The organism is candidate division Zixibacteria bacterium HGW-Zixibacteria-1 (assembly GCA_002838945.1).
Taxonomy (GTDB): Bacteria; Zixibacteria; MSB-5A5; order GN15; family PGXB01; genus PGXB01.
Window position 1 is genome coordinate 98,923 of the sequence record PGXB01000004.1, and the last position, 12,669, is coordinate 111,591.

A 12,669-nucleotide genomic window follows, 5' to 3' on the forward strand; every position below is an offset into this window, starting at 1 on the left:
ACCTCAGTCTATGGTATCGTAACATTCACCCAGTTGGATACCGCCCATTTGCCCTGTTTGTCGAAGACGGCCACGCCGAAATAAAAGGTACCGTTTCCGGGGCTGTTTTCGAAAGCGGTCTCGGCCCGAGCATTGACAATCACCAGTGGTGTCAGCTGGTCGATGGAAGCCGGGATGGAGGCGGCACGATATACGCGATATGACTCAAAATCGGAATCATTATTCGACGACCATGATAATGACACCACGGCCCCATCGACACCGGCGGCCAGAGTTACCGGAGCGGGCGCCTGGTTTACTAGTGTGACGGCGGAAATAACGGACGAGGCCGCCGAGAGACCGGTATTGTCATAAACATATATTCTATAAAAGTACTGCGTACTTTCGTTTAGATTTTCATCCTTATATGTGCGGGTGGCACGGCTGGTGACAACCATAATGGGATCGGAGCTGTTGGAAACTGAACCGGTCAGGCCGCGATATATATGATAGGCGGCGAAATCATCATCAACGGACTGCGACCAATTGAGCCTGATGGCGGACGATGATTCGACCGTAGCATAAGCCGTAACCGGCGAGGGAGGATTGGAGATAGTCAGCAAAGCCGGAGCATTCACAATAGGAGCCGAATTGCCGGCGGCGTCAAGGAAATGTCCGGCGACTTCTCCACCGACCACCTCGAGGCCGGCCGGAATTTCATAAATCCGGGAATAGACATATCGACTTGCGCCGATATTACTTTGAACTTCATCGAATGTCAGCGCCAGACTGCTCTGTCCGGGGAACGTAATGGATGCCGAGCCATCCCCTTCCGCTGTTTCGAGTGAGAACGCAATGCTGTCCCCGGCCGCAAAGACCTGGTCATCGGGAGAATAAGAGACCGAATTTATCGAGGTCTCGGTATCAAGGATGATACTGTCGGATACGGCCGAGCCGATGCCTGTCTCCGAACCATCAGCGAATCGAAACCGGGCATAGACATACTTGACACCGTCACCGGCAGTCAATACAAAAGTTTTAATCGGGGCATAACTTTCCCAGATCGCTTCGGTGAATAGCGGATCCTCGGTAACCTGCATCACGGTTGCGGTAACGGGAACAATGAAATCCAGACGGACACTCCTGGAATTGGTGTACTTTCTCCCGCTGCCGATAACAACCGACATTAACCCCGGGCTGGTGGCAACCGGTTCCGACTTTTCGCCTTCAAGGCCGTCGCTCGTAACAGATGAAACCATGAAATAATACAGGCGTCCGGAGACGAGGCCGGTAACGGTCGTGGAATATGCGGCGGTTTTAATCCAGAGTTGTTCCGGGCCGCCGAGTGAATCGGTATAATACACTTTGAAAGACATATTGGCGAGGGTATCGGGAACCTGCCAATCCAGCATAATGCTCTCGGACAAATGAATCGCTTTGACATATATCGGCACCGGGGGAGCCTCGGGAAGTGAGAAATCGAGATCCTCGGAATCGATATAACGGTCACAACCGCCGACCAGCAGCGCCAATAAAGCTATGATAAGAATAATTAATTTCATTGTGCTATCCCCTGCTTAAAACCTGTGGCTCAGGACCAGCCGGCCGCCACCCTGCTCAAAATCCGGCACTACCGTAAGGCTGTTCGTCCCGCTTTCAATATTCTTTTCCGGAAAAAAGAAGATAACATCGAGCAGATTCAATCCCCAGACAGCGATGGCGGCGCCGATTGTCACCCGCCGAATCGTTTCGGCATCATAGGCGTCCTTTCTGGCTTCAGCCAGAATCGGATAAAACTGTTCCTTATCGCCAATCGATGTCATGGCATCATAACGATCGAAATAATCATCATAGATACCGACTTTATCGTCGTACTCATTATCGGCTATCAGGAATGAAGCCAGCGCTCCCGCGGTCGCGACAAAAAACAGACCGCCCTTGAACTTCTGATCGGCATATGTCTGTCCCCAGCCGGGAATAAAAAAGGAACGACTGAAAGCTTTGAACCGGGTCTTCGGTTTAAGGGTTATGTTGAGACTTCGCCCAATGCCGCTCTGAAGAAACAAAGATGACTTGTATGTTTCATAGCCGTCTTTTTTGATGCTGACACGGTAATTGCCTTCAAGCGCCTGTTGAAAATTAACGGGAGTAACGCCGGAGACGACTTTATCGCCGGCAATAAAAACTTCCGCCCCGGTCGGTTTAGTGACAACGGAAAAACCGCTGGCCTCCTGAGCGGACAGCGCCCCGGAGATAATGAATATGATACTTATGACCAAGATCCCTTTGGGCAACATATAAAACTCACTTCCTTGTTAATTATCGCTTAATATTGTAAAATAATTATATTCAACACCTAATTCAACAAATAAAAAAAGCCGCATCAGGCGATGCGGCTTAAAATTTTCTCAAAATGTCAACAGGCGCCTCTTCCGGTCAGAACCACCACGACTGTCTTCGCCAGTATTTTCAGGTCGGTAACAATCGACCATTTATGGATATATTTGACGTCGTGCCTGACTTTATCCACCACCGACTCGATCGAAGAATCATAACCCTGGCTGACCTGGGCCAAACCGGTAATTCCCGGTTTTACCCTGAGGCGGGCATCATAATTAGGTACCTTTTCCCGTAATTCCCTGACAAATTTCGGTCGTTCCGGCCGCGGTCCAACCAGTGACATGTCGCCTTTTAATACATTCAGCAATTGCGGCACCTCATCCAGTCGGGTCTTTCGGAGGAACCGTCCCAGCGGCGTTACTCTGGCATCATTCTGTGTGGCCCAGACCGGTCCGCTTAATTTTTCGGCATCCGTGACCATGGTGCGGAACTTAATTACCTTAAAAGGCCGGCCGAAACTGTCTTCACGGCGACGTTCCCTGATTCTCATATTTTCATTCACGTCGGTTTTGTAAATGCGGCGCGAATTGCGGCGGCGATTGATCCCCACTCTTTCCTGGGTATAAAACACCGGGCCGGAGCTGGTTAATTTAATCAAAAGCGGGACGACCAGAAATATTGGCAAAGCGACGATAATTCCGATAATGGCCCCGCCGACATCAAGTATTTTTTTCATTAACTTATCTATCATACCGATCACATATTTTACCGGGTTGGCAACATTTATTGGTGTCATTAATGTATACAACAAGAGGGCGAAAATAAACATAATTCCGGTTATATATTCGCCATAATAATATCTCAGGATTGTATTGAACGATTGTTTGCGAAGGGCCTCCCTGACATTCCCGGGCTCCACCGTGATAACTTTGCCGTAACCGACAACCGTTTGTGAAATTGCGTAAGAGTGGCTTACTTTGCTTTCGTAGTTGGTTTCAATTACTGTCTTACTCATTCGAATTTCATGTCTTTAAAATTAACATTAATATAGAATTACACTTCTTGTGCATATATGAGCAAATAGACTGCCCGAAATGAAATAAGCGGGAAAATTTACAAACCAAGCAAGATTATTACTGTCCCGTATTTGTATGTACTTATGATACAGATCGTTACAGATACTCGCTGAAGAAATACTATTATTAATAATTCATCAGGATAGCGTCCGGGCGGTGTGCAATACGTTTTCACTGAATCTGTTGACATAATAACTGCAAGATATTGCGCACTACTTGCGAAAAGAGTTGCAAAATGCAAAAACGGCCGGAATCTCTGGTTCCGGCCGCTTTTATGATCAAGTTTATATAATATCTATCGGAGAGTTTATAAGTCCATTATTATAGAGAAACGGTGAATGCTTTCCGAAGTTGAATTTTCGGACGGCGAGAAGGTGTAGTCGAAATGGGCCGGGCCAAGAAGGGCGCCGACGCCAAAGGACAAACTTTGGCCGAATTCGCGTCCATCCTGGGACGGAATGAAGGCATACCCGGTCCGTACGAAATACTTTTCCTGGAAGCAGTATTCATAGCCGTTTTTTATGGCAATATCTCCATAAAACGGTGTGTTCATCTCCAGCGAGGCCAGGAGCGATGAGCCATAGGGTCTGACACTGAAGCCGACCCGGACGGCCGCAGGAAGTTTCTCGGAGACTTCATCGAACTTGATTTTTTGCCCCAAATTAACAGCCGCCAGCCCGAACGTAAACCGATCCATTTCATAACGGGCACCGATATCGGCAGCCAGGGCCGATCCGGACAGTCCGGCCAGCGAGACGACGATATATTTGGCAGTCAGTCCGAGCGAAAAATTATCTTTAACCAGATAGGCGGCCGAGATACCGGCAGCCATATCATAGGTCGAAGCTACTTCACCGGTCGGCTCGTCAAAAGCATTGTAGCCATCAATTGAGCCATAGCTCAAATAAGACGCGCTCGTTCCGAGAGTCCATCTTTCCGAGACCGGATAGGCCACGGCCAGATATTCATAGTTTATATCCTGATACCAGGCGAAATGCGAGAAAGCGGCCTGAGCCCCTTCCAGTGTCATCAGCCCGGCCGGATTCCAATAGGCCGCGGTGGCATCATTGGTGACGGAGGTATAAGCGCCGCCAAGGGCGGCGGCTCTGGCACTGACACCGATATTGAGAAAATCGGCGGCGGCGGAGCCGTTATCGGCGGCAACGGTCGTTTTGCCCAGAAGCGCCGTAGCGACGACCAGGCAACCCCATATAATTAAGATTCTAAACAGTTTCTGTCGTGACATTTTCTACCACCCCTTGGTTTTGTATGCATATTTACAGGGTGGTAATTGCAATGACGATGCCCATAGGGCATGAATCAAAATTATTTTCAGCAAGTAAAAAAGTAAATTCATAGTTTCCTGTAATTGTATGTATCCTATTTGTTTACAAGACCTGCAAGGAAGCCGGCAGGAGACTTCGTCGGGTTGAATTCAGCCAGGGCCGGCTGTCAACTATAAGGCAAATCCAACAAGTCTTGAACAGATCCCATATTTAACCCCCTTTCTCAGCGTCATTCGTTTACTCGGCAATGGCTTAAATACCTCGTTCGGTTATTGCACAAGCCTAATCTAATTGTCGGTCTTCTGAACACTGTTCTTTATACAATATGGGATTCAACCCATAGTATTTTTATACTACTTTTTTTTATAAGCTGTTGTCAACACAAAAATTAGAAAGAATTATCTTTTTATAACATCGCAACCCGCACCAGGACAGCGATTTAACATGGTATTATTGACATCTTTATTCATTATCTTGTATTGGAATGGACAATCCAATGAAAGATAATGTGTTACGAAATTATTAGAATGACGACGAAAGGGATAAAATCTGCAGATGGGACGTTCCGATTTCAATAAGATTTAATTACAGCGGCGCGAGCATACGAAATTTCGGAACAAAATCAGAGCTTCATTTTCTCGGCAATGTCGCTAATAATCGGCAATCTGTACATCTTGCCCTGAATACCAAATATAATCCCGGCAACGGATGTTCCGAGCGCCAGAATTAATATGGTCTTCCAGATCATACCGGACAGTCCCGGTATCAGAAATAAGACGGCCAGCAGCTCAATGAGAAACAGAATCAAGCCCTGTCGGCTGTGAAAGCGGGCCTGTTCATTATCACGCATCTGGAGAAGCGGCACCAGGCACAAAAACGGAATATAGGAGAGGACGGCGGCAATAAGCGCCCGGTCGGTTTCAAAGCCCGAGTCGCCGGGCTTCGGGCCGGCGGATCCATTGAGATTTGGAATTTCGCTATGGCCGGTCTTTTCTTCTTCCCTGTCAAAAAATGATTCACCCATGGTATTCTATCTCCATTAGTTAAACCTGCCAAAAGATTTCTTTATCTCTTTCAGGAAGTTCAAGGGAAATCGGCTCATCAAAAGGCCATTTTTCAATCAACTCACCGCCGGAATAGAGCGCCACAAAAAACTGAATTTTGCCGCTGCCGGATCCGGTAAGACTCTTTCGATTGAACTTGATTTCCAGAACCCGCTTAAAGGAGAAGGCAAAATCACCCATATCTCTGAGCGGCGTCTCCTCCAATTCGATCTTCCTGTGACCGATATCCTTGAAATCAATTACAATTTGGCACTTGTTAATGCCAACTAAATCAAAATCATCGTCAAAGTCAAGCCGAATATAAAAGCTGTCATGATCGAAGGCGAAGTATATCCCTTTGATATAGACATCCACACGATGCATGGCTCCGCCCGCTTTAAGGCAATCATAACTGCCGGCGCCGCTCCATTCATAATAGTGCGTCAGCAGGCCGTCAAGCCGCGGTGTGATGAGCGATTCGGGCAGGCATATGAATGATTCCAGTTCCCCCCGATGAATCGGCTGCATGAGTGACACCGGAACCTCCAGACCGAGTATTTTATAGACGGCCGCCAGATGAGCCCGGAAGAGTAAATCGAAGTCGGCATTCTGGGCTCCGAGATGATCATCGCCGAACCACCAGCACCAGTCGGAGCCTTCGGAGATATAAATTTGACGCCAGGCGCGCGCAATTTTGTCGGCGTCGGTTTCAGGAGCGGTTTTCTGATATTCAACAAGAACACGGCGGGCCTCGGATACCAGATCCCACGCCCGATTATCTTCACCATGCCCGATCCAGATTCTAAAATTATGATTGATCCAGGAACCGGCAAACAATGACTCCAGCGGTTTCGATTTCAGACTGTCGGCGGCAGCGGTCATGGAAACCACCTCGATGTCGTCGCAGGCCGCCAGTTCCTCATAAAGCCGGGACAGGAATTTATAACCGTCTCCCGGGTAATATTCCCAGGCGTTTTCGCCATCCAGAATAATCGGGATGATGACATTATCCAGTTGTTCTTTCTGCTGGTCACGAATTAGTTTCAGATTCTGGATAAAATCCAGGACGGCTCTTTCGGCATCCCATCCGGAATAAACGAAACCGATTTTATCGGACAGGCCGTGATCCCGGAAAAAGATTCTGGTTCCCGGGGCCCCGACGTACTCATAGGTGAAATACGGGGAGGCTTTCATCGACGACGGCATCATTTTTGAATGCTGCAGGATTTCCTCATCGGTGGCGATCCATTTGATACCGGATTCATTGATAATTTTCACCGCCGCTTCGGACACCGAGCCTTCCGAGGGCCACATCCCCGTCATCTCCCTGCCGAACAGCGCCCGATATTTTTCGCATGATTTTTCTATTTGCCAGCGGGCATCTTCCGGGTGGCTGAACCGAATCCGCGGCAGTTCGATTTCGGCAATGGCCTGTCGGGCCGTATCGGTGTCGATCAGAAGTGGCAGAATGGGATGGTAATATGGCGTAAAGGAGACATCGATTTTATTTTCGGCCAGCAATCTCTGATATGTCGGGATAATTTTTTTCAGCAACTCGATTTCATAATCGAGCAGCCGGCTCTTGTCTTCTTCGGTATAATCCCGTCCCTTTCGGAAAAGATGATTGACCGGGTATTCGTCACGGAACATGGGGTCGATCCAGACAAGGTTCGACCAGACCTGCAGGTCGCGCCATTCCGAAGCGGAGAAGATTTCGGCGGCAAGGTTGAGGTCATTGCCACAGCCTTCCTTTTTGCGGTACAACTGTTGATAGCGGGCGTGCGGTTCTATCATGGTGGCATGCTGGGCGGAAAAGAATGTCCGGAGAATTTCTTTCTTCTCGGCCGAGTTAAGTTCACGCGCCGGAAGGCGGGAGAGTTCCATGTGTCGATCGGTGTAACCCCGGCCGTACATCTCAATCTGATCAAGCAGCGACGGCACCAGATTGAAAGTGGCCTTAATACCGTACTTCTCGGCCAGGAGCGGCATATCGAGATAATCCTTAAGGCCATGCAGACGAACCCATGGCATCATGAACCGTTCGGTATCAGGATTAAGATAGAAGGGCTGGTGCATATGCCAGAGAATCGCGATTTTGAGTCTTTTTTTCTCCGACACACTCATGTTATTAATTTATTTGAGTCTCAGACTCATGGCCATTCTGGTAGCGGCTCGTGAGTAATCAGAATTCGGGAACTGTTGATCCAATTCACCGAGAATTTTCTCCATTTTCTCACGATCGTTACCGGCCACATAGTTACGAACCGCACCGACATAATAATCCGGCGCGTTGGCAGATTCGGGAAAATATTCGAAAGCTTCGACATATTTATCACCGGCCGCCAGAAATTCCTGCTTACTCTCAAGACAGGCTGCAATTCCCGCAATAGCCGAAGAGGTCGTCAGCTTGTCAATGTGATACTTATCGATATATATCTGGTAATTTTCCATGGCCTGATCATAGTTCCGGCTTTCATAGTGCCCGTTGGCCAGATAAAATTGCGCCATACCACCGATACGTCCGCTATAATCATCAGCGATATTGCCAAGCTCCAAAATGGCTTCCTGGTAATTGCCGCGATTCAGGTTGGCTACGGCCGCGGACAGACGAATGGACCCTTCCTGACCCTTGGCGCTCTGCATATTCACGAAATAGACCACCGCCACCACGACGACGACCGCAAGGGCAACACCGATGGCCAGCTGCTGCCAGCTTTCAAGGACCCAATCCTTGGCCAGGAGCATGAAACTCGTGAATTTATCCTGCTTCATCTGCTTCTTGGTAATTTTGACTTTCGTCCGCATTGTCCTTCTCTCTTTTCCGACTTAAGCTACTTTAGATATCTATCGGCTTGACAAATCAATTTCCTCACCGGTGATAAAAAAACGGGGCCGCCGATGGCCGGCCCCGTCGTAAATTATAACGATTAGAAATAACCGGTAAAAGTAACATTCAAATGATGATTTTTCCAATTATTTTCTGATTTCAAAGCGTTATCGCTGGTCAGCACCGACTGATCGTAGGTAGTATAAGTATATGCGAGGTCAAGCAAAATCTGCGACCAGTGGATACCGGTGCCGAAAGCGATACTATAACCTTTAACCTGCTCATCATTAAAGTTGAAAATATAGGAAATTCGGGTCGAATCATTGACCGGGTTGCCTTTGGCGCCGTCATAAACGACCTCATAACCGGAAATATTTCCTTCGGGAAAAGCCTCGTTACGGAATCCGGCTCTCAGAGGGATATCCCCTTTCGCCGTATTCAAAATGTATTCGGTTCCGATTCTAAATTGGATAACATTACTCCAATTCGGATCGCGGGTATAGAACCTTTCCTCGGTATCGCCGCCGGGGGTGATAAAGAGGGCCTCCAGATTCTTTACCTTCTTACCGCTGAATTTTCTATACTCGATGTCGCCCGCGGCAAGCCAATTGTCATTGACCTGATAAGACAGGCCCAAACCGACGACCAGCGGCATTTCCATACGTGATGTCATATTGTCGACATACACCGTATCGGTTTGAAAGATTCCCCAGGAATCATCCTGGCCGACACCGATGTCGTTTCGGGTCGACAGCATATAAAGGGTGGAATCGGATTCGCCTTTCAGATTAAATGGCGTTTTTATAACCGCGCCAACCTTGAAAGCATCACCCGTATACATGAATCCAATGGTGGTATTGAAGCCGCTGAAACTGGTCGAATCAATTGACCGAACATCGCTGGCATAAGTGGCATTACCGTAAAATGTATAGATGTCCCGGCTGAATTTTCTGGTTTCCTCGGTTACCACGCGCCCGGTATAGAGATTGCCGGCCACACCGAAAGACAACTGCTTATAAATCCTGGTTCCCATGGATAAATTAATGCTGCTCACGCCGCCCTGTTTATCCAGAAAAGCATTGGGCTCATTGCCCATCCAGCCACGAAACAGGTTTTCGCTGAATTTATAATATGTGTCGAAATTCCTGGCGTAAGACATATTCATGACCACATGATGCCCCTTGATACGAACCGGGCTCAAAACATTCCAGTAATTTATGGCCCCATAGCTGCCACCGTGAGAATATGTCTCATAAAGAGCATTGTCTATATAATATGACAATTCTCCACGCGGCATCAGGAAGCCGTAACTGAATACCATCATGGTTCTTTCCTGTATATAAAGCCCGGCCGGGTTCCAACTGCCGGCTGTGCCATCGTCGGAAACGGCCAAAAAGGCCTGACCCATCCCCTCAGAGCGCGCTCCGCCACCGAAAAAATTGAAGCTCAGTCCCTGCTCCTGCCCACAAGCTGTCGTTGCGAGAATTAACGCAAAGAGTATTGAAGCCTTAAACAACGACAATTTCATAATATAAGATCCTCCCATCACAAAGGATTGTTATTCTTTTCTATACAGACGCATAAACCTATCAAATATCAAAGTGAAAAATATAACTACTCCTGTCTGTCCTGTCAAATTCTTTTTGCACATTTGGCGAATTAAAGTCAATAATTGCAGGGAAATAGCAGATGTTTTCAGAATAAAGGTGGAAAAGATGATTTCATCAAAAAATACCCCCGGCAGGAATTGAACCTGCGACCAATGGTTTAGGAAACCACTGCTCTATCCCCTGAGCTACGGGGGCATATTTTTTACTCGGACTCGTATTTAATCAAACTCAAAACATCGTATTTGTCAATCTTTTCCCGCCATGGCAGGAACGCCAAATCAATTAAAACGGCAATCCCGGCCACCTTTCCACCAGCCTTTTCGACCAGTTTACAGACCGCCTCAAGGGTTCCCCCGGTGGCCACCAGATCATCAACCAGAACGATGTTTTCTCCCTCACTGACGGCGTCGGCATGGATTTCGATCGCATCGGTACCATATTCCAGTTCATATTCACAACGAATTGTTTTGGCCGGAAGTTTGCCAGATTTTCGGGCCGGAATAAAGCTGACTCCAAGCCGATCGGCCAGGGCGCCACCAAAAATAAAGCCGCGCGATTCTATTCCAAGGATTTTGGCCGCCTTTTTCTCACGGCAGAAATTCTCCATCAAATCGAGCGCCTGCTTAAAGGCTTTGGGGTCGGCGAGAAGCGTTGTTATATCCCTGAAAACGATCCCCTTCTTGGGAAAATCGGGGACGGACCTGATAACTGCTTTGAGATCAATCATTAATATTCTCCATGCCTTATAATAAAATCATCGAAGCCCTGCGGGGTATCATACCAATCGACTTTAAGGTCGGTCACATGGGCATAGGTCGGCCCCACCCGGACTTCTTTAAGAAAATCATTCACAACTCCGCGATCACCCTCCACTTTCATCTCCACCGAGCCGTCGGGCATATTGCTCACATAACCATTAAGGCCGTAATCTCTGGCCAGATGCAGACACCAGTAGCGAAATCCGACTCCCTGGACAACTCCACGAACTTTGGCCGTGGCTCCGATAAAAGTCATTTTTTCGACTCCAGAATCTCAAAGGCCCGCTCGACAGCTTCGACAGGTTTCTCGAATTTTTCGATTTTTTCCGAAATATTCCAGGCCGACAACGACAAGAGTGGTTTGCCAAGCTGCATACAAAAAGCCATTTCGGAAAGAGTCCCGAATTTGCCGGGCATGGCAATCACAATATCGGCGCAACGGACGACCAGGAGATTCCTTCCTTCGCCAAGCCCGGTGGGGATGGCATAATCCAGATACGGATTGGCATCTTTGCGGCTGGTTCCGGGGAGAATACCGATGGTTATCCCGCCGTTTTCATGCGCCCCTTTGGAAGCGGCTTCCATGACGCCGCCCAGACCGCCGCAGACAAGAATCCCGCCTCTCAGGGCGATTGCCTTGCCGAGTTCCTGCGCGTCCAGACACATTTTGCGCGAGCATTTCCCGGCCCCGATAACGCCAATATAAGGAGCCGGCCCTTCTGAAGATTTCTTCTTTTTGTTCATAGGTAGATTAAATATGAGGATCCTGAGCTGACTTTCTCTCTGCACACCGAAATTAAATCGGGGCGACTGGATTTGAACCAGCGACCCCTTAGTCCCGAACCAAGTGCGCTACCAAACTGCGCTACGCCCCGATTTAATGATAAGCTATTATATATAATCGTCATTCAAAGTCAAGCTATTTATTCCATTATGGCCTTTACAGCCTTAAGTTTACGTTTTTCATGGCGTCCAGCGAATCGAAGTCCGAAAAATTGACTTTCAGCGGCGAGATGGAAACGGCGCCGTGGCTGACCGCCTCGAAATCGGAGCCGGCGACATCTTTCCAGACCGAATCCCCGGCAATCCAGTAGTAGTTACGGCCGCGCGGGTCGGTTTTCTCGATGACAATGTCGTTATAGACCCTCTTCCCCAGTCTGGTATAGCGGTATTCGGCGAATTTTGTCCCGGACAATTTGGGGAAATTTATGTTCAAAAACGTGTCGATCGGAAGATTGAATTTATGCATCTGCTGAATGAATTTGGCGATAAATTCCGCCGCCGGTTTATAGGAACCGATATTTTCATCATCGGTATTGGAGACCGCCAGCGACTTGATGCCCAGAATCGAGCCCTCGATAGCCGCCGCCACCGTTCCGGAATAAGTAACATCTTCGCCCATATTGGCGCCGTGATTGATACCGGAAATAAGCAGGTCAGGCAGGCGGTCTTTAAGTATGCCGTGGGTGGCCAGCATGACGCAGTCGGTTGGAGTCCCGTCGCATGAATAACAGTACGGCCCGCGTTGATGCAGCCTCAGCGGCCGATTAAGAGTAAATGAATGCGAAGAGGCCGATTGCTCGCGGTCAGGAGCGACAACGAGGACCTCCGCAAAATGCTTGATTTCCATCTCGAGAGCGTTCAAACCCTCGGCATAAATACCGTCATCATTGGTCAACAAAATAAGCATGACATAACTCCATAATAATAAACCATACCGAAGCCGGAATATAAGATATTGCCTTTATTT

The 12,669-nt window shown here is 48.2% G+C and carries 12 protein-coding genes and 2 tRNA genes; all 14 read right to left on the reverse strand.

What is annotated here, in order from left to right:
- Nucleotides 1-8: 8 nt before the first annotated feature.
- Complete coding sequence (locus CVT49_03015; GenBank protein ID PKK84561.1) at nucleotides 9-1,541, reverse strand: hypothetical protein; 1,533 nt, start codon at nucleotides 1,539-1,541, stop codon at nucleotides 9-11.
- Between the two features lie 15 nt (nucleotides 1,542-1,556).
- A complete protein-coding gene (locus tag CVT49_03020; GenBank protein PKK84562.1) occupies nucleotides 1,557-2,276 on the reverse strand; it encodes a hypothetical protein in 720 nt (239 codons plus the stop codon).
- 119 nt (nucleotides 2,277-2,395) lie between these two features.
- The gene (locus tag CVT49_03025) at nucleotides 2,396-3,334 is read right to left on the reverse strand and encodes a sugar transferase (protein PKK84563.1); all 939 of its coding nucleotides are present in this window, start codon (nucleotides 3,332-3,334) and stop codon (nucleotides 2,396-2,398) included.
- Nucleotides 3,335-3,702: 368 nt separating this feature from the next.
- Complete coding sequence (locus tag CVT49_03030; GenBank protein PKK84564.1) at nucleotides 3,703-4,641, reverse strand: hypothetical protein; 939 nt, start codon at nucleotides 4,639-4,641, stop codon at nucleotides 3,703-3,705.
- A gap of 662 nt (nucleotides 4,642-5,303) precedes the next feature.
- On the reverse strand, nucleotides 5,304-5,705 hold the full coding sequence (locus tag CVT49_03035; protein PKK84565.1) for a hypothetical protein: 402 nt from the start codon (nucleotides 5,703-5,705) through the stop codon (nucleotides 5,304-5,306).
- A 19-nt stretch (nucleotides 5,706-5,724) separates the two neighbouring features.
- Nucleotides 5,725-7,848 (reverse strand): glycoside hydrolase, encoded by a 2,124-nt coding sequence (locus tag CVT49_03040; GenBank protein PKK84566.1) that lies wholly within the window; start codon nucleotides 7,846-7,848, stop codon nucleotides 5,725-5,727.
- A 9-nt stretch (nucleotides 7,849-7,857) separates the two neighbouring features.
- Nucleotides 7,858-8,529: a hypothetical protein gene (locus CVT49_03045; protein PKK84567.1), complete on the reverse strand. Its 672-nt coding sequence runs from the start codon at nucleotides 8,527-8,529 to the stop codon at nucleotides 7,858-7,860.
- Nucleotides 8,530-8,651: 122 nt separating this feature from the next.
- Nucleotides 8,652-9,959: a hypothetical protein gene (locus CVT49_03050; protein ID PKK84568.1), complete on the reverse strand. Its 1,308-nt coding sequence runs from the start codon at nucleotides 9,957-9,959 to the stop codon at nucleotides 8,652-8,654.
- Between the two features lie 324 nt (nucleotides 9,960-10,283).
- A tRNA-Arg gene (locus CVT49_03055) sits at nucleotides 10,284-10,356 on the reverse strand.
- 7 nt (nucleotides 10,357-10,363) lie between these two features.
- Nucleotides 10,364-10,894, reverse strand: coding sequence for an adenine phosphoribosyltransferase (locus CVT49_03060; GenBank protein ID PKK84569.1), 531 nt, complete (start codon nucleotides 10,892-10,894; stop codon nucleotides 10,364-10,366).
- Nucleotides 10,888-11,175 carry an acylphosphatase gene (locus CVT49_03065; GenBank protein ID PKK84570.1) on the reverse strand — a complete coding sequence of 96 codons (288 nt, stop codon included), beginning with the start codon at nucleotides 11,173-11,175 and terminating at the stop codon, nucleotides 10,888-10,890. The genes CVT49_03060 and CVT49_03065 overlap by 7 nt, the downstream gene beginning before the upstream one ends.
- A complete protein-coding gene (locus tag CVT49_03070; protein ID PKK84571.1) occupies nucleotides 11,172-11,663 on the reverse strand; it encodes a TIGR00725 family protein in 492 nt (163 codons plus the stop codon). Before CVT49_03070 ends, CVT49_03065 begins: the two co-directional genes overlap by 4 nt.
- Nucleotides 11,664-11,720: 57 nt before the next feature.
- Nucleotides 11,721-11,794 (reverse strand) — tRNA-Pro (locus CVT49_03075).
- A gap of 65 nt (nucleotides 11,795-11,859) precedes the next feature.
- Nucleotides 11,860-12,609, reverse strand: a complete 750-nt coding sequence (locus tag CVT49_03080) for a 5'/3'-nucleotidase SurE (GenBank protein ID PKK84572.1) — start codon at nucleotides 12,607-12,609, stop codon at nucleotides 11,860-11,862.
- Nucleotides 12,610-12,669: the final 60 nt, after the last annotated feature.

Bases quoted from the DNA above. Each gene is read 5' to 3' on its own strand.
- CVT49_03015 (PKK84561.1), bottom strand. From the start codon at position 1,541: ATGAAATTAATTATTCTTATCATAGCTTTATTGGCGCTGCTGGTCGGC.
- CVT49_03020 (PKK84562.1), bottom strand. From the start codon at position 2,276: ATGTTGCCCAAAGGGATCTTGGTCATAAGTATCATATTCATTATCTCC.
- CVT49_03025 (PKK84563.1), bottom strand. From the start codon at position 3,334: ATGAGTAAGACAGTAATTGAAACCAACTACGAAAGCAAAGTAAGCCAC.
- CVT49_03030 (PKK84564.1), bottom strand. From the start codon at position 4,641: ATGTCACGACAGAAACTGTTTAGAATCTTAATTATATGGGGTTGCCTG.
- CVT49_03035 (PKK84565.1), bottom strand. From the start codon at position 5,705: ATGGGTGAATCATTTTTTGACAGGGAAGAAGAAAAGACCGGCCATAGC.
- CVT49_03040 (PKK84566.1), bottom strand. From the start codon at position 7,848: ATGAGTGTGTCGGAGAAAAAAAGACTCAAAATCGCGATTCTCTGGCAT.
- CVT49_03045 (PKK84567.1), bottom strand. From the start codon at position 8,529: ATGCGGACGAAAGTCAAAATTACCAAGAAGCAGATGAAGCAGGATAAA.
- CVT49_03050 (PKK84568.1), bottom strand. From the start codon at position 9,959: ATGGGTCAGGCCTTTTTGGCCGTTTCCGACGATGGCACAGCCGGCAGT.
- CVT49_03065 (PKK84570.1), bottom strand. From the start codon at position 11,175: ATGACTTTTATCGGAGCCACGGCCAAAGTTCGTGGAGTTGTCCAGGGA.
- CVT49_03070 (PKK84571.1), bottom strand. From the start codon at position 11,663: ATGAACAAAAAGAAGAAATCTTCAGAAGGGCCGGCTCCTTATATTGGC.
- CVT49_03080 (PKK84572.1), bottom strand. From the start codon at position 12,609: ATGCTTATTTTGTTGACCAATGATGACGGTATTTATGCCGAGGGTTTG.